Raw genomic sequence first — 21,377 nt, 5'->3', positions numbered from 1 at the left:
ATTTAGGCTATAGATAAGTAGATATATCTTCTTTTTTCTTTCATATTCACCTGTTGTTTCATCACTACACGTAAAACAAAGTTACTGTATTGGCATATATATATGCTACGATGCTATGTTTCATTCGCTCTCCATATAAACCATAATACATTGTCGCTAACTAAATTATGAATACATTGTCTCTAGCTGTTTTTGTAATTCATAATTCTCTAGGAATTCTTCATAGCTACATTGCTTGTCAATTATCCCATTAGGAGTAATCTCTATAATTCGGTTGGCAATAGTCTCAATAAACTGACGGTCATGGGATGTGAAAAGGACTGTCCCATTAAATCTTGTTAAGCCAGTATTTAACGCCGTAATAGATTCTAGGTCAAGATGGTTTGTCGGCTCATCCAGCAATAGCACATTAGCACCGCTTATCATCATTCGTGACAGCATACAGCGGACCTTCTCGCCACCAGACAGGACACTGGCCTTCTTAAGTGCTTCTTCACCAGAAAAGAGCATGCGTCCTAAGAAACCACGGATAAAGCTCTCCGTCTGATCTTTAGAGTATTGGCGTAGCCAGTCTACTAGATTCAAATCTACACCTTCGAAGTATTTAGAATTATCCTTCGGAAAATAAGCTTGCGATGTTGTAATTCCCCAGGTAAAGGAGCCGCTATCTGGCTCTATTTCACCCATTAAGATTTTAAACAAAGTTGTTTTCGCAATTTCATCTGGACCTGTAAAAACAATCTTATCTCCACGACTTACAATGAAGGTTACATTATCTAATACCTTCTCACCGTCGATTGTCTTACTAATGTTATCAACGCGAAGCAAATCGTTACCAGCTTCACGGTCAGACTTGAAATCAATATATGGGTACTTCCTTGTCGATGGTTTAATATCCTCAAGTGTAATTTTATCTAATAATTTTTTCCTCGAGGTTGCTTGCTTAGCCTTAGATGCGTTCGAGCTAAAGCGGGCAATAAAGGCCTGTAGCTCTTTAATCTTTTCTTCCTGCTTTTTATTCTGCTCCCTAGCCATCTTTAATGCTAGTTGACTCGACTCATACCAAAAATCGTAGTTACCAACGTAAAGCTGAATTTTACCAAAATCAACATCTGCAATGTGTGTACAAACCTTATTCAGAAAATGACGGTCATGGGACACAACGATTACAGTACTTTCAAAGTTAAGCAAGAAGTTCTCTAGCCATTCAATTGCCTTCAAGTCCAAATGGTTAGTCGGCTCGTCCAGTAGTAAAATATCTGGACGCCCAAATAGCGCCTGCGCCAGTAAAACCTTTACTTTTTCCGCACCGCTTAAATCCTTTAGCTTCTTTTCATGTAAATCCTCGGAAATACCTAAGCCCGATAAAAGAATCGCCGCCTCTGACTCAGCTTCCCAGCCGTTAAGCTCGGCAAATTCACCCTCTAGCTCAGCTGCGCGAATCCCATCCTCGTCAGAAAAATCAGCTTTCATATATATAGCGTCCTTCTCTTCCATAATTTCTATAAGCTTTTTATGACCCATGATAACTGCGCGCAGCACTTGCTCTTCTTCAAATTGATAGTGATCCTGCTTTAATACTGCTAGCCTAGCATTGGGAGGTATAGATACATAGCCTTTATTAGGCTCTATATCGCCTGCTAATATTTTTAAGAATGTTGATTTCCCTGCTCCGTTAGCCCCAATTAGCCCGTAGCAGTTTCCTTCTGTAAACTGAATAGTAACATCTTCAAATAGCTTGCGTCCCCCATATTGCAAACTGATACCTGTAGTACTGATCATACTTGTAATTCCTCCACCTTTAAAATTTTTCGTGTTTCCTATTTCCTTCTTCTTCCTTGACTTCTATTAGCTTTCAAGCCTACTTTACCAGTTTTTCTACCAGTAGCTTTCCCAGCAGGTTTGCCCCTAGTAGCGGATTTTTGCTTATTTGATGTAGCAGCCTTAATTTGTAGCTTATGCAATCTATTGGAAGGCTTAAGTACAGTTTCTCCATCTAAACCACGACGTTCAATTTTTGCTGCAATGCCTTTTTCAATTTTTTCTAGTGCCAGGTGCTCCGTTGGAGCTACGAAGGTTACTGCTAGCCCCTCCTCACCTGCGCGCCCTGTGCGGCCAATGCGGTGAATATAATCTCCAGAGTTTCTTGGTATATCATAGCTAAATACATGGGTAACACCTTCGACATCAATCCCCCGCGCCGCTATATCCGTGGCAATTAAAAGCTGTAGCTTAGCTTCTCGAAAACGCTTCATTACCTGCTGTCGCTTGGCCTGAGATAGTTCACCATGGAGCTGTTCGCAATCATAGCCTTGTTCAACGAGCTGGTCATATACTTCCTTGACCCGCTCCTTCGATTTGCAGAAAATCATCGCTAAGTATGGACGATATTTATCAATTAAGCTTGCTAATACGCTTAACTTCTTATGCTCCTCAATTGGTATGACTATCTGCTGGATTTCGTCTAAGGTGATTTTTTTGCTAACCTGAACCTGTATATGGGTTGGTTTTTTCATGTATTTCTTAGCTAGCATGCGAACATGCTTAGGGATAGTAGCGGAGAACAACATCGTCTGCCTTTTTGACGATGTGTTGCTGATAATCTCCTCTACGTCTGGCAAAAATCCCATATGTAGCATTTGATCTGCTTCATCTAAAACGACCATACTTACATCAGCTAAATTTATTGTGCCTCGGCCAATATGTTCTAAAATCCTCCCTGGTGTCCCCACTACTATGTGGCGTGCACGCAGACGTTGAATTTGTCTATCGACATCTTGTCCACCATAACAGGCTAGGATTTTCGCATCTACTAAATCTGCATACTTGTTAAGCTCTGCAGTTATCTGAATTGCGAGCTCCCTTGTCGGTGTAATAATTAGACCTTGAATAGATGTTGCTTTCGTGTTGATTCTTTGTAGCATCGGCAAAATAAAAGCAAATGTTTTCCCCGTTCCTGTCTGCCCCTGGGCTACTACATCCCGACCTTTCAATAAAAGTGGGATGGTCTCCTGCTGAATCTTCGTGGCTTCTGTTATTCCATTATTGTTTAGTGCATCAGTTATATTACGTCGAATCCCCAGTTGAAAAAAATCCTTTGGCATTCTGACACCTTCCTTCTTTACTATTACTGTCATTTGTAAAATTAGCTGTAAAGCTATTTAAACTACACCATAGTATACATTTTAAAGCTGCAAAAGACAAATAAACGCGTAACCCAGGCAAAATGTGCAAATAAATTACTAGCACAAATGTCCTATATCATATAAAATGGAAAGTAATTGTTTCTTCAAGATTGCTCTTAATATTGTTCTTTATTATAGGTGGTGATAGTCGTGTATGCATCAAGTAAAGTTACGTTCAACCAGGAACTTGTTATTAAATACGTCATCTTGATAGCTGCCGCTATCATATTTTCTTATTTCTATACTCCTTTTTGGGCTAGCAATACTGGCTTGCAACATACTATTCTTGAGCTTATAGCTATATTTGTAGCCTTTTGTGCTTTTATCGTTGCCTGGACGCTCTTTGATTTAGCTTCGAACAAGTACCGCTTTATTGGATTAGGACTTTTATCTGTAGCAATCTTCGACCTTTATCATACGCTTTATTTTCCTTTTTTGGGTCTATACCCTGATAGCATGTATGATTTATCAACACGTTTCTGGACTCTTGGCAGATTTACTGAAGCGATTATCATTTTTATCTTTACCCTTGGTCTTTCTATTCGTCCAACTAACCGTTGGTTTTGGCTCATTCTGTTTGTTGGCGGCGCATTGCTTATCTCACAAATCGTCATCCAATTTCCCAATATAATGCCTGTTATGAAAACTACAGAAGGCATCACGACAACTAAACGAGTCATTGAGTTTATTATAATCAGTCTATACATATTGAGCATCCGTAATATTTTACTTATTAAGTCTGATAATATCAAAAGTGACCAATACCTTCTGCTTGCACTATTACTTATGATACCAACAAGTTTTGTAATTGCATTTGCATCGAATTTCTCATCCTATACAATTGTGCTTGGTCATATTTTAAAGGTACTGTTTTTCTACTGTATCTTGCGTGCTTTGGTAATAGAAACAATCATTTATCCATACCAGCAGTTAAACCTTACCACTAAGCTCTTTCGCAAGGTTTTTACCTATAGCCCTGCAATGAAGGCGATTATACAAAACAATAGACTAGTTAACGCTAATAACGCCTGGCTTGAAAACGTTGGCCATAGCTTCGATGAACTTGCCAGCATGAGCCTTAATCAATTACCTATTATTAAGGATTTAACAGACAACCCATCTGACCTATCTGATTTGGCTAAAATGACAGACCTAACCGAAGACAGCTTTTTGCAAATATCATATACAGATGGAAACAACGAGAACCGCACCGCACTAGTCGCATGTGAGAAAATCTATGTGGATACATCAAAGCAGTCCCTTGAAGATACTGCTAAATCCGCCGTCAATCGAACCCAATATTTAATTGTAGCACTTGATATAACAGAGCAGTTGAATTACCAAGCTGAGCTTGCTAAACTAGACAGACTGCACACAGTTGGTCAGGTTGCTGCAGCTTTAGGGCATGAGGTTCGCAACCCGATGACAACGATAAGAGGTTTCACACAGGTGTTCTTAACAAAACCTGAGTTTTCTAATTATAAGGTACAGCTAGAGCTTGTTATTTCTGAAATCGATCGTGCCAATAGCATTATTACGGAATTTTTAGCTTTAGCAAAGACAGATAAGCCACTATTAGCAAAAACCTGTATTGTCGATGAAATCAATAAGATTCTCCCGCTAATCAATGCCCAAGCACTCCAGGAAGATGTCCAGATAAAGACTCAGTTGTCTCATGTGCCCCCTACTTATATTAACAGGGGCGAAATACGGCAGGTACTATTAAACATAGTCAAAAATGCAATCGATATAAGTCCCAAGGGACAGGAGGTATTAATCGCCACCTACACCCATGAAAACTATATCGTAATTAAAATTTCTGATCAAGGCCCAGGTATACCAGAAGAAATTCGCGACAAAATAGGAGAACCCTTCTGTACAACTAAGGTAGATGGCACAGGTATTGGCCTTTCAATATCTTATAACATTATCCACAGACACGGCGGACAGATTAGTTTCCACAGTACAGATAAGGGAACAACATTTTATGTTCTATTACCCCTTAATGACAGTCAGGATACATATACCTTCATTGATAAAGCATCAATTTAAAATAATAAGCTCCATACATAATTGAAAATAATTGCCCATAATAAAAAAGGTTGCACGTAATGACATAGAGTCGTTACGTGCAACCTTCTTTTAACACCTTAGGAGGCTCAACCATATCACACCAGGCTTTCATCTTTACAATTCACTACTTGCAATTTGCTCCTTTCATATGCATCTTGCTTCGTCAATATTACGAAAAAACACTTATCAGTTGATACTAAATCAGTTTCTGATGTAAGTCAGTTCCGTAACGCATCATGTAAAACCTGCTTTACTTCTAAATTACTCTTCTGATATCTTTATTTAATCTACTTGCCATCTTACTCTTTTACTCATCCATCTAGGAATTGTCTCTACAGACATTTTATTCGCTTCCGAACTTAGCGATCATTAGCTTGCTATGCAATTGTTAGCACACTTTATAATCATCGGAACTCACTAATGGTTGAGCCTCCTAAGGTGTTAGGCTATTTACTTTTGTTAAGTTTATTATAGCATTTTTGCAAACATATAACAACTACTAGACATGCTCTAAAATGTAATTTGCATAACAAAGCTCCCCCTGCAAATACAGCGGGAGCCCTAGCCTAAAGTTTATATTTATTTAATTGATTCTATGCATCAGATGATCCAGCGCCAGTGTGCTTATTTAGCTGTGCCGATGGGCGTCCTACATAATATCCTTGCGCATAATCTATCCCCAATTCTGTAATTTCATTATAAATCTTATCATCCTCTACAAACTCTGCAATTGTTTTAATGTTTAATTCCCTCGCCAAGGTCACAATACTCAGAACAATCGCCTTATCCATACCGGATTTGCTATGGATATTACGGATGAAGTCACCTTCAATCTTTATAATGTCAATTGGCAGCCTCTTAATGTATTGGAACGACGAGAAGCCTGAGCCAAAATCATCAATGGCAAATTGGAATCCTTCACCTTTTAGCTGAAGTACGAATTTCTCTAGCACCGTAAGATTCTTTACAGTATCACGTTCAGTTATTTCAAAAACAATTTTCTTCGGATCAACCCCATGCTCCTTAACTAGCTTCCTAACCTTTGGCACAAAATCGCTAACAATCAGTGCCTTTGGTGAGAGGTTGAAATAGATGTAGCCTTCATATCCTTCCTCACTAACCTTCTTTAAGGCTTTATCCATTAGCATGTAATCAAGCTTACTAATGATACCCATGCTTTCCGCAATCTCTACGAAATCACTTGCAACCATTGTCTCCTTAGGTAAGTCAATACGCATTAAGACTTCCTTAGCTAGTTCCTCACCGGTTTTTGCATCAACAATTGGCTGGAAGAATGGAATTACCTTATTTTCTTCTAATGCGTTTAGAATAAGAGTGTTCTTATCTTTAATCGTCTTGAATATTTCCAACACATCATCCGAATCAGGTAAGCCAACCTTATCCTTACCTTCATTCTTAGCTTTATACATCATATTATCTGCTATCAGCACTAAATCCTTAGCTTCACTAGCATGGTCTGGATATATGGCTATACCTATCGACGCCGATATCTTCACCTTACTACCATTAGGTGCTTCTAATGTAAAGTTTCTAAATTTATCTAACAGGCGCGTGCCAACAAAGTGTGCCTGCTCCTGATCTGCATATGGCAATATAATTGTGTATTCATCACCACCATAGCGAGAAAGCACATCCCCTTTTCGTAGTACGTCTTTTGTTATTTTAGCCACCTCTTGCAGGTACTTATCTCCAAACAGGTGCCCATGTAAGTCATTGACAAGCTTGAAATCATCTAAGTCAATAACAATAACAGCAAATTTGTAGCCATGCCTTGAAGCCCTTAGTACCTCATAGCTTAACAGCTCCCAGAATACACGTTGCGTATAAAGATTGGTAAGCGGGTCCCTTGTCGCGAAGTACTCTAGCTCCTTCGTATATTTAGAAACAGCCTTCACTGAGCCGATTACATTTAGGAGAGTTGTTAGGATGCTCTCTATCACTAACGCTTTTGTTGTGTTCTCAGTAAGTGATGAATTAACACCTATACCTACTATACCACCGATACGTGGAGTTTCTAAAAATAATGATTTGGTCTGGAAATCAATACTCTCTTCGTCGATAGTCTCTAATTCTTTTATTGAAAGTGCAACATTGTGGTTTATTTCAAGGGTAATATCTTCGCTTCCTTTGTGTAGACTTGACGCTAGAAGCTTATTTCTAATTACCTGTTCAAAGGTCTTCTTCGTTTTCTCATTAGGAGTATGTATCCAAAACACCTCTAGCACATAATCTTCGTCTTCAACCTTAAATAGTGAGAAAATTATATGGACATCCATGATTTTATTAATTTCCAGCATAAGCATTTTAACATGCTCTTTCCAATCCTTAACTACTTCAGAGGTTATAACAAACTTCTCAAGTAGCTGCACCTCAAATTCCAAAATATCCTTATCCACACATATTGATTTTAAGCGCGTAGCTAACGCTTTGATATCGCTGTACATCTGATTCATTTCGGAAAATGTAAGATTTATATTATTCATTTCAATTAAACGTAAATCATCTGTGCTTTTAACTTTTTGAATTCTCTTTTGTAGTTCATAAATAGATTCATCTATTCGTCTGCCTAAGTATCTTGAAATCAAGTATGCACCAATTATTGGAATTGGAAATAATGATAGTAAGTATAAGAGCGTATCCCTGCGTGCATCCATCACAATCGGCGTTAAATCCTCACTTACCTCTAAAACGCCAAACACTTCTCCAACCGTTGCATAGTAATGACAGCTCAGGCAACCCGTTTCTATTGTCATTGGGTATATGTAGGTAACTGTGCGCCCATCCTGTATGTGCTTTACTTCCCCCGAGTTGAATGTATCGGCTATAGCTGGCGACAACCCGTTATCCCCGCGAAAATCTAGCCCATAATAATTAACCTGCATATTAATTTCTTCATAAGTGTTTTGGTTAGCACTTAAAAACTCCTCAAGCTGCTCCCCAGTCCAGCCCTTACGCATTAGTTCGTATAGTGATTGGAATTTAACTTCTGCTGTTTTTTCTGTCTTTTGGGCAGTTTGCTTAGTAACATACCATTCATAACCAAGGGTTATCCCTACAAACATAATTAGCAGCATAACTGCAGTGCCAATTACCGCACCATATAACAAAAAATCCTTCAAACTTCGATTCATCGATAACCCCTCCAGAAAACCGAGCTTACTTACTAACTCCTATTTACTATTAACTATTCTGCTACCAACTAAAAAATCCTGCTTTTCCCATGTTTTTTTATATAATAAAAAACCCTGTCTTTAAACGACAGGGCTATAGGTATTATTTTAGTAACGCAACACTGCTGCAACTTCTTGTTTATCAGGTGCTTCATCGCTACCAATTACATAAACAGCGCCACCTTGGATATAGGCTTGTATCGCTGCATCATTTAGTAAATCTCTATTATCAGGTGAAGCTTGTTCGTGAAGTGCTACAAAGAGTGTTTCTATTCGACCAGCATAGGCAGCTCTAATAATTTCTTCAACATCGTTCAAAGTTCTACCAGTACCCTTGAATTCATTATAGCGATCCGTTGCTTCCTTACGCTTCTGCGAGAATATAGGCTCTACAATATTCCAGCTGTGCTCGTGCATTTCCTTCAGTTGCATCTGTTCAGTGCTACCTATTACTCCGTCCGCTACGACTCCATTGTATTTATTAGCCTCACGGTAAATTGGCAGGTAGTACTCAACGCCTGCTAAAACCATTGGCGCATTCGTATCATTAATTGTTTTACGAACGCCTTTATCGATTTCTTGGAAAAATCGTAGCAAATTGGTTTTTTCTTCGTCACTAACACTATGCCCATGGTAGGAAGCTGCCCTTACTGCCCCACCACCTCCTGGCGTGTGTGTAGAAAATTGTAGCTGCTTCTCAGGATCATCATACTTTAAATATGTCTCGATATCAGTCGGTACATCTTCTAAATGTAATTCACTAGCAAAGTGCTTAGAACAAGAGAAAAGTCGTACATGCTTCTGATTTAGACTTAGTATATAGAAATGACCGTCTTCTGTTAACAGCTGCATAAGCGGCTTTAGGTGATAGCCATCTGAGACTACGGCAAGCTCAGGAACTTCAACAGGCAGCTGGTAGTAGCACATGCCCTTCTCTGATAAAAATACCGCCAGACCACCACCCTGGTAGCTCCAAAACAACGTATTATCAATAAGCTTCTGAACGGAATCGGTCATTTCTTCAATTCCAGGTTTTTTATAGCCATGCTCAATAAGCTGATCTTGGGCAGCCCTTAATACATTCTTTAGTCTAATTTGTCCTTGTTTTGCATCTGCGCCTGTGATTCCTGTAGGCATATACAACGATATGTAAATTTCATTATCCTCGTTAACAAGCCTTTTAATTTCCTCACGAGTTATTATACTCATGGAATCCCCCTTCGTGTAGTAATTATTATCTATGTGCAGCTCGAATTAAATCCTGTCTTGTTATAATGCCTACCAACTTATCGTTGTCCACTACTGGTACACGATTTATATTCTTATCAACCATGGCTGTAGCTATATCTTCTATAGTAGTATTTGTATTTACGGTGAAAACATTCTTAACCATTAGCTCCCTAACCGTAGTTGCTAACGTACGCTTAAGGTCATTAAAGTACTTTTCCTGGCTGCCAACCGTAATAATCGCACCAAGAATGTCAACCATAGCTGGAGGAGACAGCTTTTTGTTTTGAAAAATCAAATCACCTTCACTTATCATCCCCACTACTTTAAATTTTTCATCAACTACAGGTAATCCACTGATGCCATTTTCCAATAGAATTTTGGCAACCTGTTCAACATTATCCTCAGGTTTCACTACTTTTACTTCGGTATTCATAATGTCCTTCGCAGTCAACGTCATAAATTTGGCCTCCATTCAGTAAACATATTAACTACTACAAACATTTTAACACCCTTCTTTTTATCTATACAATTAATCTGCTGCATATATTAGCCTATCCAAACATCCCTTAATAAATGAGTAAAGGTTTATTTCCTGGTTGTCGATATAGAAAATGATATATATTGAGCTAGAAGGATATTTATTGAGGAGGATTACCAATGGTTAGAGTCAGCAGGTACTCATCACTTAAAAACAACAGATTCCAGCTTCTATACACCAATCATATTAATAACCCTGATTCTGTACGCAGAGTTGAAGCAGCCGATGCCGCTCGAAAACCCAGAAATCACACAGAACATCCCTCTGACCATTTCTTAAATTTCTTCAACAACTACTACCAGTCAATAGACGAGCTTAAACAGGAATTTAAGAATTTTTACCACAATGAGCTTGCATTGCGAAAAGCACTAGAGGACCTTGACGCTAATAGTGATTTATTAGAAATTAACATGCGCACCCTAGTAAATAAATTCAATAAAACCTTGGAATCTCTGCGAGCACTTGATGATTCACTCAACACTAGACATACAAGCTATGTAGAGAAAAGAATAATAAAGCACCTACCCGTTTTACAGCACTACGGTATATATTTTATGGAAAATGAATTTATCGATTTTGATTCGCAAAAATTTATAAATAAATTAAGTAAAGCAAGCAACACAGAGATAATATTCGATCCCCTCAAACAAGTAATAGTATCAATTCACCGTGCATTGTATAAACTTCGTATCGTCGATGATCATAATAAAAATAGCTATACTAAAAACAAACTTGATACTAGAGGCTTGTACATCGAACGAAAACTATAGCTAAACCATTTACATTATTATTATAAAAATGGTATTATATTTTTTAATCCGTGTTTTTAAGAAGAGGAGGGGTTGAGCTGTGCCAGTAAAGATACCGGATCATCTTCCTGCAACAGAAATTTTGCAAAACGAGAATATTTTCGTAATGGGTGAACAGAAAGCATATCATCAGGATATCAGACCATTACGGATTTTGATTTTAAACCTTATGCCAACAAAGATACAAACAGAAATTCACCTTTTACGTCTGCTTGGTAATACACCTTTACAGGTTGACGTTGTACTATTGCATCCAAAGACATATTTATCAAAAAATACGCCTTTAGAGCATTTGGGTGCTTTCTATAAATACTTCGAAGACGTTAAGCATGAGAAGTTTGACGGAATGATTATTACTGGGGCACCTATCGAGCATCTCTCATTCGAAGAAGTGAAGTATTGGAAGGAACTAAAAGAAATCATGGATTGGTCCGCCAAAAACGTTACCTCTACGTTCCATATTTGCTGGGGCGCACAGGCTGGACTTTATCATCATTACGGCGTCCCTAAGCATAGCTTAGATGCTAAACAGTTTGGTGTGTTCGAGCACATAGTAAACGTTCGAAATACCCGTTTACTAAGGGGCTTTGATGATATATTTTACGTGCCACACTCTCGTTATACCTATACACGTAAGGAAGATATCGAAAATGTCCCAGAGCTAGATATTATGTCAGAATCTGCTGAGGCTGGCGTATATATCGCCGTAAGTAAGGATCGTCGACAGGTGTTCGTAACTGGGCATTCAGAATATGACCCACTAACTTTAAAATACGAATACGACAGAGACATTAACCTCGGTAAAGAAATTGCAATACCTAAAAACTACTACCCAAATAACGACCCAACTAAGGAACCAATAGTCAGATGGCGTTCGCATGCAAATCTACTTTTTTCTAACTGGTTAAACTACTACGTCTACCAGCAGACACCATATGACATAAATGAAATTGGATAAACTAGACAATCATATTAAAATTCTCGACCCTTGCTCTATGAGTAGGGGTTTAATTATGTTTAAAAACCTATAAATAAGGAGATAACAAAAATAAAGGAGTGTGATTTTTATGTCAGAACCAACATTATCATTATTAGACCGTAATACAAGCCAGTATAACAACGCCAAGGCTGCACGTAGAGAAGGGCATATTCCAGGGGTTCTTTATAGCAAGGGTAGTCCTGGTCAGCTCTTTTATGTAGATGAATCTGAATTAAAAAAGCTTATTAGCAGCTATGGCATTAGCCGAAAAGTAGCAGTTACTTTAAACAACGAAAATTCCTTTGCTATTTTCAAGGATTTACAGCGTAACAGCCTTAAAAACCAGTTCGTGCACATTGATTTACAAGCTTTAGATGAAAACGAAAAAATCAAAGTAACGTCAAGTATCCATATCACAAATAAGGATACTGTCGAGGGCGGAGACAAAATCTTACAGGTACAACTTAATGAAGTAGAGATTGAAATGTTCCCAAGGTTTATGCCTGAGAATGTCGAAGCAGATGCATCCTTGCTACAGGAAAAGGATGCAATTACCCTAGGAGATTTAAATATAGCTAATGACAGTAATATAGAAATCTTAAGTGACTTGGATAGTGTTGTTGCCACCCTTGTATATGCTCAGGTGGCACCTGTCGAAGAAGATGAAGTCGTTGAAGCCCCAGAGAAAGCACCTGACTCTACAGGTAATCCAGAAGAAACAAAAACACATGGAGAAGAATAATTTTCATCAGATAACTGTGATTTATTGCACTGCATTCTCCCTCATTTAAGTTATAATAGATAAATAGCAAAAATACTGAGGGGTAGAGATAAAAAAGATGAAAATACTATTTATAGTGACTGCACATAATAGCCTTAGCCAACGCGCATATGTAGAGCTCACCGACCGCGGACATCAAGTAGATATACAACTAGCTACAAGCGCAGAAGCCATGATATCTGCAGTTAATGATCTTTCTCCAGATCTTATCATAGCACCATTCTTAAAAGCCTATGTGCCTGATGTTATCTGGAAAAACCATACCTGCCTAATCGTACATCCAGGCATCAAAGGTGATCGAGGTCCATCATCGCTTGATTGGGCGATTACCACAGAGCAAGAAATCTGGGGTGTTACTATCCTAGAGGCATCAGCAGAAATGGATGCTGGAGCTATCTGGTCAACGCAGGAATTTCTAATGCCTATCGCCTCAAAGAGCGCTATCTATCGCAAGGAAGTTAGTAACGCTGCTATCAAAGGCATCTTAGATGCAGTTGCGAAATTCCAGCAAAACAATTATACCCCTGAGCCTTTAGACTATAGCCAGCCAGATGTTAGAGGGCAGTTATTACCTTCAATGAAGCAAACAGACAGAAAGCTCAATTGGTTCGACACAACTGAGAATATTGTTAGAAAAATAAGAGCTGCCGATAGTCAGCCTGGAGTATTAGATAGTATTAACAGTCAGGAATATTATCTGTATGGTGCGCATGAAGAAGATGCTTTAACGGGTCCAGCTGGAGAAATTATCGCCAAACGTGACGGCGCAATCTGTAGAGCCACAGGAAATGGCGCTGTGTGGATAACACATTTAAAGAAGAAATCAACGAACGGAAGTATTTACTATAAATTACCTGCAGAACAGATCCTTAAGGATACATTAGCTAATGTACCAACTGTTCAGTTATCTCCTTTCGATGCATATGTAGGTAGAACATATCGTGATATCTTTTATGAAGAAAAAGATGAAGTTGGATATTTGCACTTCCCTTTTTATAATGGTGCTATGAGTACTGAGCAGTGCCAGCGTCTAACTGACACCTATATTAAAGCATGTCATAGGGATACGAAGGTGCTTGTACTCAAGGGTGGTAATGATTTTTGGTCTAATGGTATTCATTTAAATGTTATAGAAGCAGCGAATTATCCTGGTCATGAGTCATGGAAGAACATAAATGCAATTAATGACTTAGTTCGCCAAGTCATTACGACAGATAACAAGCTTGTCATATCAGTTATGCAGGGTAACGCTGCTGCAGGTGGCGTAATTCTAGCATTAGCCGCAGATTACGTGTTCGCTAGAGAGGGCGTCGTATTAAATCCACACTACAAAAAAATGGGACTATACGGGTCAGAATATTGGACATATTTGTTACCAAAGAGAGTAGGTAGCGGATTAGCTTTGCGCTTAACTGATGATTGCCTGCCTATTAGTACTCACTTTGCTAAGAATATCGGATTAATCGATGATTTCTACCCTGATACTGTGTTAGCTAGTGAAATTCATAGCTTCGCCCGATTGTTAGCTACGCAATCTGATTACGAACAGCTTATTATTAATAAAAAGAAACGTCGTAATCTTGATGAGCAAATCAAGCCCCTTGCCCAATATCGCAAGGAAGAACTAAAGCAAATGTGGAATAATTTCTTTGCTGAGGACTCTAAATACCATGACTTACGCAGAGCTTTTGTATACAAGCTAACCTGCGATACAACTTCAAACTATACAACTTCAAATATGTCACCTATGATCAAAGAAAGACTGAGATGATGAATTATCTCAGTCTTTCTTAAGTATTAATCCCAACCTAACCGTAAACGCACAAGCCTATATGTATGTGATATAACAACCTTCCCTATTGCGTAAGTAGGAACAGCTAATATTAGACCTAAAAATCCCGCTAGATTTCCTGCTACTAAAATTAGTAGAATAATAGTCACTGGGTGAATATTTAGCTTGCTACCCATAACCCTTGGTGAGATTAGCAAACTTTCTATCTGCTGAACAACAATAATTACAATCAATACCTTTAGTGCCATAAATGGCGAGTGCAATATCCCCACGATAAGTGCGGGAATAGTTCCGATAAATGGTCCAATAAACGGAATTACGTTAGTAACCATAGCTACCAAGGCTAGTAATAATGCATACTCAATTCCTATTATTAGAAAGCCTATATAACAAAGGACACCTACGCTCATACTTACAATTATCTGACCTTGAATAAACGCCCTCAACGTCTGGTTCATATCATTAACAATGGACCTACCTTCATCCTGATGCTTACTAGGCAAAAAGCGAATCATCGCACGGGGAAGTTCGTCTCCACTTTTTAGCATATAAAATAGAATGAACGGAATCATTAGTAGTGTCGTAACAAAATTCGTCAAAGTACCCAAAAACGCTGAGATATTGTTGACCACTGCAAAGAATATCTGGTTAATATATTCAGAGAATCTACGTGCAACCTCTTCAACAGTAACCTGTTCAGGGCTTACGAAGGTCGTCAGCATTGGGTGTTGCTGAACTTCTAGCAACCAGTTTCGCACCTCGTTAAATAGTCCAGGAGCGTTATCTATTAAGCTCATTACCTGCCGCTGGAACACTGGTCCTAATGTTACGACTAACATTGTTACTACAAATATAAATCCAAGATATATTAAGATTATTGATATAGTCCGCGGAACTCTTCGTTCTGTCAGTCTATCAACTATAGGAACCATTAAGTAATAGAGCACCCCTGCTAAGAGGATAGGAAAAAATACCGTTTGCAGTAGTATAATAAATGGAACAAAAACAAACGGAATATGTGATCCCACTAGAATTATTAAAAAGATTAATAAAATCCATACTGCAAATCTAAAATATCGCGAATCAGTCATTTGATTCTAACTCCTCTAATAATCTTTTAGCTTCTACATATTTTGCAATCCCTTGTGCTACCAGCTGCGCTTCCTTCATAGCTAGTACTACAGTAGCAGGTTGATGCACAACGTCCCCTCCTGCAAATACGCCTTTCTTAGTAGTCATACCGTAAGGGCGCTCTTTCGTTATAACATATCCTTCTGGATTAACTTCAATGTCCGTAGCCGTGCTAATAACCTTAGCTGCTGGACGCTGTCCAATTGCGATAACAACCTTATCTGCAGCAAGTGTTTGTAACTCCCCTGTCCCCGTTATGTTCCCTTCTTCATCAACCTGCTGCACTTCGTACTGCAGACTGCGTACATTTTCATCTCCTTCGAATGCTACAGGGCTAGACAGCCATTTGAACTGCACGCCCTCGGCCATGGCATGCTCATATTCCGACTGCAGCGCAGGCATCGTCTCCCTTGTTCTCCGATATACAATCGTAACCTGCTTCGCACCAAGTCTTAGTGCAGTACGCGCTGCATCAAAGGCGACATTCCCAGCTCCAATAACTACTACCTCATCACCTTCATCAATCGGGATTTCTTTGCGATCAATATCTCCGTGATTAAATAAAGTAACCATGCGCAACAGATACATCGCTTGCATTATGCCCGTTAGCTCCTTACCAGGAATATTCAAATTCTTCGGCAATGCTGTACCCGTACCTATAAAAACAGCGTCAAATCGTTCTCGATTTAGCATTTCATCGATTGTAATATCTTCGCCAACAACAACTCCTGTTTTGAATACTACTCCAAGGTTTTCGATTTTCTTTATCTCTCTTCTTACTACCTCTCGGTCTAGACGGAATTTGGGAATACCGTATGTTAAAATTCCACCTGGCTCTAGCTGAGATTCATACACTGTAACACAAAAACCTCGCTTCGCTAAGTCACCAGCTACTGTTAATCCAGCTGGTCCAGAACCAATAACAGCAACATCACCTTCATAGTACTTGGACTTCTCAACGCTACTAATACCCATCTCCGCTTCGAAATCAGCAATAAATCGTTCTATTTTGCCTATTTTAATTGGTTTTTTCTTTATATTAAGCACGCAAGTTCCTTCGCACTGGAGCTCGTGTGGACACACACGGCCACATACAGCAGGGAGGTTACTACGCTTAGCGATAATGCTTCCTGCCTCGCCTATATTTCCTTCTGCTAAGGCTTTAATAAACTGTGGTATTTCATTGTCTATAGGGCAACCCTTGCGACAGGTAGGGTTTTTGCATTGAAGACAGCGCTTTGCTTCTTCTATAGCTTCCCTAATACCAAATCCTTGATCAATTTCACAAAAACCAAGATTCTCTTTATCAAAGTCAGATTGTTTATCTATTTTCATGGCATTGCCCCCCAATATAATAATTTGAGCACCACTCTTTATCCATGACACAATATTACCAGAAGATGTAGTCTAATTCTAGTAGTTTGTGCATTTGTGAAATAATTCACTCATTCTATTAGTATTGCTTAAATTCACAAAAAGTAAACATCCCTGCAGCTTACTCAGGGATGCGTAGGCTTGTTGACTAAAACCTTGATTGTAATACTTATTCATATGCAATAATCTATAATTTCATCTTTGGTCTTCACTGGGAAATGAAGATAGAAGGTAGTCCCTTGAACACTTGTACAGAAATTCATTTTCCCACAATGTCTAGCCATAATATTTTTAACAACTGATAAACCAATACCTGCTCTGTTTGTTTTTGTCGTTACAAAAGGTTTGCCAATAAGCTCCTGAATCTCCTCTGGAATTCCTGTTCCTTGATCAGACACAGCTATTGTCGCATACGTACAATCGTTGAAAGTAGTATTAATAGTAGTAATTTTAACCTCATCTCCCGAACTACTTGCTTCTATTGCATTTTTTAATACATTTATCAGAACCTGCTTAAGCTCCTGTTTACAAGCATGTATTGTTGGTATTGGCTTTACAAGTGTAGTAATCGTTATGTCTTCTTCACGTGCTTGAGCTGTGATTTGTGGTAGGATGCTTTCAATTTCATCTGCAATATTAACTTTTGTAAATACTGGTAGCTCCGTCCGCGACAGGCTTAGGAATTCGGAAATCATATCATTAGCACGATTGATTTCGTTATCAACTAGTTCAAGGTGATGCTTATAAGGAAGGAATTCTGGCTTTGTCTGAAATATTTGTACAAACCCTTTAATTGTCGTCATAGGGTTACGCACTTCGTGGGCAATTGCTGCTGCCACTTTTCCTGTTGTGTTCAATTGATTAAGACGATTTATTTCTTGCTCATATTTTAATTGCTCCGAATAGTCAATAACCATACTCCGAATTAATTTTTCACCATCATATTCAAGCAGATTACTCCTTATTTTCACGGGTATATCCCGTTTCTTTGAGCGGAGCGTTAACTGAATAAGTTCTTCTTCATTTAACCTATCACTTGACAGTTGTTTAATATAACAGCAAAATACATCTTGGCTATCGGGATGAATCCATTGTTGTAGCTTTCTCCCTAATACATCTATTTTATTTAATTCTAGCAAGCTACGAAAGGCACTATTGCACTTCCTAACTGTACCTGCAAAATCAAAAACAACATAACCTATTGGTGCATTATTAAAAAGCTCATAATTAAGTTGTTCTTCGCTTTGTTTTCGCACACCATCGTGTCCAGTCTCCCTCACCATAGTACGTCCCTCCAAGCCTAACAAGGCAATTAAGCTACTAAAAAGACTGACACTAGTTGTTGTATCAATTATTCACTTTTCCCATTATTTTTTCAAGTTTTTTCATGTGTTTGTTAAGAGCAATAGTTACTGCCTGCGCATATCCAATTTTGTATCAATAATACTTTCATATATTTCTGCCCTTTTGTAATTCCAACGTAGCTCTAATTTCTTCTTTTCCTCTAAGTAGTATTGATGCTCTTCGTTATATCTTTTTATTATCTGCAGTTGTTTGGCGTGTGAAACCACTGGAATTTCTATTTCTCCAATATCACTAGGATTAATGTTCATTACTATTGTGCCCCGTTGATAGCTTTGAATTACCTTTTTACCTACAGGACTTTCTAAAAATATTTTAACGTATTGGTTCTCTATGTATTCCTTCAGCCTGATTACGATAATATTCGCTGATGGGATATATATATAATGCTTTTGGTTTCTCTTGTTAAAAATTGCAATTTTGTTAACGGTTCCTCTGCATGTAATTAATATGTCGCCGTCTGTCAAACGGTATCTATCTACCTTTCTTTCCTGTTCATCTATGCTATCCAAGTCTAAATCAGAAATCTGCCCATGCTTGTCTATATTCGAGATGTTGATAACTTTAATCTCCCCTGGTTTTATGTCCTCTTTTTTGATAGATTTACCGCGGAAAATCTCTGCTATATCTTTCAGCTTAAATTTTGATTTTTTTTGTAAAACAAAGCGTTCTATAGCTTGGGCTTCAGCGTCTAAGAGTAACTCAACCTTCCAGTCTGCAAACTGTTGGAACTTACCTTGTGTGATACTGCGTGACGCTGTAATTTGTAGCCTACGGTCATCTTCCATCTTGTCATTATCCTGCGTTTGATTAGCTTCCAATTGCCCAATCAACACGGCCTTCGATGTACGCATCTTACTTATGTTTAGCATATATGTTTTTACGTTTGTGTATGGTCGAAACGTATGCTCAGGAAGCTTATAGATAGAATCTACTTGATAGTTATCTACTAAATGCTTTCGCAGTTCTAGATAACGTCCTCCAGAAAATGTGACATTAGCAGGCACGATAGCCTGCAACTGCCCCTCATCCGTCAGCTGTTTAGCTAGACCCTTGATAATTTCTTCTTTATAAAAATCAGGTAGTGTAAATATAAAATCGAACTGTTTGTCAGTATCACAGTCATTAGTTACTGCCACTTGCTCTATAGTTACGCTCTGGTTTTCTGCAAATACAAGGGTTAACAAGTAATACATCGATTTTTGCGCTGTTGTGAGCATAAATTCAGTATCAGCATTTGCCCTAACTAAATCACTCAATCCAAGCAAATGTTTTTCAGCATTTGTTATTAATGCGCGTTTAGGTTGTACAAATTGTAGCACTTGCGATATATGCATCGTAACATGTTTTGGACAAAGTAGTTTGCTATTTTTAGGCTTCTCTAAAGCTAGTAAATATTTAGTAAAGCTAAATAAGTCAAGACCATCCCCCAAGCTATATAGCTCAAAAAACAAGTCTCTATCTCCTGGAAAATAACCAAACTCTTTTTCTGTAAGTGTTTTCATAGAGCTAAAAATTTCTTCCCTAGTAGTAATGGTAGCACTTATAAGCCTACCTTGTTGCTTTAGCTTTCGCTCAGTTATTTTAATTCTTAGCATTTCATTAAGGATAACATCAAATTCTTCAATACCCCTACTAGATAGCAATTGCAGGAATTCTTTAATTCGACTCTCCACTAATATTCACCCACTAGCGTCGATTATTTTCTTTAATATTAATACAAGGAATTTGGTATTGCAATACCAAATTCCTTGTCATTTGAGTCAATGAGATAATCCATAGTAAAATACCTTCTAATAGCCAAATCTGCTTATCTTATTTAATAACTGCCATCCTCCAAAGAAAACGATAGTGAGTATAGTTAAAGACATAATAGGAGGAAGCAACTGCAATGGGTCTTTATTTAATAGCATGGCATCCACAAGACCATTTAGAGCCCAATATTGCGGCATTAGCTTTGCAAAACTAACCATAAACTCTGGCACAATTTCTAATGGCCAAAATATACCCGAAAGCATTGAACTAGCAATGATAACTAAACTCCCAATAGTCTGTTGTTGTAGATAGTTTTTGACTAACTGACTTAACAACAAGCCGAGGGCTATAATGCTCGCTAAGAATAAGGACACGACAGTTATAACAGAAATTATATTCCCCCAACTGACACCAAACAATACGCTTGCTACCACCATTAAAATGATAAATTGTAGCCAACCAATAACGAAGTACCCGATTCCATAGCCGAAAAATATCTGTGAAGAACTTAGCGGAGCCATCAACATACGTTTCCATGTACCCTGTCTTTTTTCCTCAATCACAGTACCTGCACCGATAACGACATTCATCATCATGAACATCAGAGCAAAGCCAATCGCCATACTAGCTTGGGAGAAGGATACTGTTTTATCTCCTATAGCTTCATCAGCATTCTCAACAGCGTACCTAGGCTGCCATGTAAAACCAACTGTTAAGGTGCTCCATGATTGTTCGATGCGATCGCGCATATCTAAATCAGGGACTAATTGATTTAGCATCGCTAACTCCTGTGCTCGCATTTTTAATAGCGCTTCTAGCTGCATTTGTTCTGGGTAATTATAACGCTTATATACGGTTATATTATTAGTGTCTGCTTCTACCACCGCTATTAGCTGCCCTTGCTGCAAGCTATCCATTAGCTCAGCATAATTACCTTTTATCCATACAAAGTCTTTAGCCGTTTCCAGTTGATTATAGTATAATGAATCCGCCACCTCTGATTGCAGCAATCCCACTGCAGGTAAGTTGCGATTGCCATCTGTGCCCCCATGCACTGAACCAAAGATGACAGTAAATAAAATTGGTAAACCAATAAAGAACACGTACGACTTTTTATCTCTAAATAACGATCTGATTCGTAAAATTGTGATTGCCAGGATTTGAGTCATTGTTTCTC

Annotated in this window: 15 protein-coding genes; 5 read left to right on the top strand and 10 right to left on the bottom strand. The window is 38.4% G+C overall.

The features are described 5' to 3' along the window. Nucleotides 1-165 precede the first annotated feature (165 nt). Entirely contained in the window at nt 166-1,782 is a 1,617-nt protein-coding gene (locus BHF68_RS07095; RefSeq protein WP_069642939.1) for an ABC-F family ATP-binding cassette domain-containing protein, read from the bottom strand. A gap of 38 nt (nt 1,783-1,820) precedes the next feature. Beyond that, a complete protein-coding gene (locus tag BHF68_RS07090; RefSeq protein WP_069642938.1) occupies nt 1,821-3,104 on the bottom strand; it encodes a DEAD/DEAH box helicase in 1,284 nt (427 codons plus the stop codon). 231 nt (nt 3,105-3,335) lie between these two features. Between BHF68_RS07090 and BHF68_RS07085 the strand changes: the two genes are divergently transcribed. After that, nucleotides 3,336-5,237: an MASE3 domain-containing protein gene (locus BHF68_RS07085; protein WP_069642937.1), complete on the top strand. Its 1,902-nt coding sequence runs from the start codon at nt 3,336-3,338 to the stop codon at nt 5,235-5,237. Between the two features lie 614 nt (nt 5,238-5,851). Here BHF68_RS07085 and BHF68_RS07080 read toward each other — a convergent pair. The 3 genes from BHF68_RS07080 to BHF68_RS07070 all read right to left on the bottom strand — a co-directional run bounded on the left by BHF68_RS07080 (nt 5,852) and on the right by BHF68_RS07070 (nt 10,136). After that, nucleotides 5,852-8,410 carry a putative bifunctional diguanylate cyclase/phosphodiesterase gene (locus tag BHF68_RS07080; protein WP_069642936.1) on the bottom strand — a complete coding sequence of 853 codons (2,559 nt, stop codon included), beginning with the start codon at nt 8,408-8,410 and terminating at the stop codon, nt 5,852-5,854. Between the two features lie 147 nt (nt 8,411-8,557). Beyond that, the gene (locus BHF68_RS07075) at nt 8,558-9,658 is read right to left on the bottom strand and encodes a baeRF3 domain-containing protein (RefSeq protein WP_069642935.1); all 1,101 of its coding nucleotides are present in this window, start codon (nt 9,656-9,658) and stop codon (nt 8,558-8,560) included. Between the two features lie 25 nt (nt 9,659-9,683). Continuing rightward, the gene (locus BHF68_RS07070; RefSeq protein ID WP_141706246.1) at nt 9,684-10,136 is read right to left on the bottom strand and encodes a CBS domain-containing protein; all 453 of its coding nucleotides are present in this window, start codon (nt 10,134-10,136) and stop codon (nt 9,684-9,686) included. A 200-nt stretch (nt 10,137-10,336) separates the two neighbouring features. Between BHF68_RS07070 and BHF68_RS07065 the strand changes: the two genes are divergently transcribed. From BHF68_RS07065 to BHF68_RS07050, 4 genes are all read left to right on the top strand, one after another. Beyond that, nucleotides 10,337-10,987, top strand: a complete 651-nt coding sequence (locus BHF68_RS07065) for a hypothetical protein (protein ID WP_069642934.1) — start codon at nt 10,337-10,339, stop codon at nt 10,985-10,987. Between the two features lie 79 nt (nt 10,988-11,066). Next, entirely contained in the window at nt 11,067-11,984 is a 918-nt protein-coding gene (metA, locus tag BHF68_RS07060) for a homoserine O-acetyltransferase MetA (protein WP_069642933.1), read from the top strand. A 109-nt stretch (nt 11,985-12,093) separates the two neighbouring features. Then, nucleotides 12,094-12,747, top strand: a complete 654-nt coding sequence (locus tag BHF68_RS07055) for a 50S ribosomal protein L25 (RefSeq protein WP_069642932.1) — start codon at nt 12,094-12,096, stop codon at nt 12,745-12,747. 97 nt (nt 12,748-12,844) lie between these two features. After that, on the top strand, nt 12,845-14,557 hold the full coding sequence (locus BHF68_RS07050) for a hydrogenase maturation protein (protein ID WP_069642931.1): 1,713 nt from the start codon (nt 12,845-12,847) through the stop codon (nt 14,555-14,557). Between the two features lie 26 nt (nt 14,558-14,583). Here BHF68_RS07050 and BHF68_RS07045 read toward each other — a convergent pair whose 3' ends face one another. The 5 genes from BHF68_RS07045 to BHF68_RS07025 form a co-directional block, all read right to left on the bottom strand. Beyond that, the gene (locus BHF68_RS07045) at nt 14,584-15,669 is read right to left on the bottom strand and encodes an AI-2E family transporter (RefSeq protein WP_069642930.1); all 1,086 of its coding nucleotides are present in this window, start codon (nt 15,667-15,669) and stop codon (nt 14,584-14,586) included. Beyond that, nucleotides 15,662-17,044 (bottom strand): NAD(P)-dependent oxidoreductase, encoded by a 1,383-nt coding sequence (locus tag BHF68_RS07040; RefSeq protein ID WP_069642929.1) that lies wholly within the window; start codon nt 17,042-17,044, stop codon nt 15,662-15,664. The genes BHF68_RS07045 and BHF68_RS07040 overlap by 8 nt, the downstream gene beginning before the upstream one ends. A gap of 212 nt (nt 17,045-17,256) precedes the next feature. Beyond that, complete coding sequence (locus tag BHF68_RS07035; protein ID WP_069642928.1) at nt 17,257-18,366, bottom strand: two-component system sensor histidine kinase NtrB; 1,110 nt, start codon at nt 18,364-18,366, stop codon at nt 17,257-17,259. 126 nt (nt 18,367-18,492) lie between these two features. Further along, nucleotides 18,493-20,121 carry a restriction endonuclease subunit S gene (locus BHF68_RS07030; RefSeq protein WP_069642927.1) on the bottom strand — a complete coding sequence of 543 codons (1,629 nt, stop codon included), beginning with the start codon at nt 20,119-20,121 and terminating at the stop codon, nt 18,493-18,495. A gap of 117 nt (nt 20,122-20,238) precedes the next feature. Then, nucleotides 20,239-21,369 (bottom strand): ABC transporter permease, encoded by a 1,131-nt coding sequence (locus BHF68_RS07025; RefSeq protein ID WP_069642926.1) that lies wholly within the window; start codon nt 21,367-21,369, stop codon nt 20,239-20,241. Nucleotides 21,370-21,377: the final 8 nt, after the last annotated feature.

The organism is Desulfuribacillus alkaliarsenatis (genome assembly GCF_001730225.1).
GTDB classification, from domain to species: Bacteria; Bacillota; Bacilli; order Desulfuribacillales; family Desulfuribacillaceae; genus Desulfuribacillus; species Desulfuribacillus alkaliarsenatis.
This window is presented reverse-complemented; position numbering and strand designations above follow the sequence as displayed.

Excerpts from the sequence above, each read along its gene's own strand:
- BHF68_RS07040 (WP_069642929.1), bottom strand. The coding sequence starts at position 17,044 with ATGAAAATAGATAAACAATCTGACTTTGATAAAGAGAATCTTGGTTTT.
- BHF68_RS07050 (WP_069642931.1), top strand. The coding sequence starts at position 12,845 with ATGAAAATACTATTTATAGTGACTGCACATAATAGCCTTAGCCAACGC.
- BHF68_RS07055 (WP_069642932.1), top strand. The coding sequence starts at position 12,094 with ATGTCAGAACCAACATTATCATTATTAGACCGTAATACAAGCCAGTAT.
- BHF68_RS07075 (WP_069642935.1), bottom strand. The coding sequence starts at position 9,658 with ATGAGTATAATAACTCGTGAGGAAATTAAAAGGCTTGTTAACGAGGAT.
- BHF68_RS07090 (WP_069642938.1), bottom strand. The coding sequence starts at position 3,104 with ATGCCAAAGGATTTTTTTCAACTGGGGATTCGACGTAATATAACTGAT.
- BHF68_RS07065 (WP_069642934.1), top strand. The coding sequence starts at position 10,337 with ATGGTTAGAGTCAGCAGGTACTCATCACTTAAAAACAACAGATTCCAG.
- BHF68_RS07025 (WP_069642926.1), bottom strand. The coding sequence starts at position 21,369 with ATGACTCAAATCCTGGCAATCACAATTTTACGAATCAGATCGTTATTT.
- BHF68_RS07095 (WP_069642939.1), bottom strand. The coding sequence starts at position 1,782 with ATGATCAGTACTACAGGTATCAGTTTGCAATATGGGGGACGCAAGCTA.
- BHF68_RS07045 (WP_069642930.1), bottom strand. The coding sequence starts at position 15,669 with ATGACTGATTCGCGATATTTTAGATTTGCAGTATGGATTTTATTAATC.
- BHF68_RS07035 (WP_069642928.1), bottom strand. The coding sequence starts at position 18,366 with ATGGTGAGGGAGACTGGACACGATGGTGTGCGAAAACAAAGCGAAGAA.
- BHF68_RS07070 (WP_141706246.1), bottom strand. The coding sequence starts at position 10,136 with ATGACGTTGACTGCGAAGGACATTATGAATACCGAAGTAAAAGTAGTG.
- BHF68_RS07080 (WP_069642936.1), bottom strand. The coding sequence starts at position 8,410 with ATGAATCGAAGTTTGAAGGATTTTTTGTTATATGGTGCGGTAATTGGC.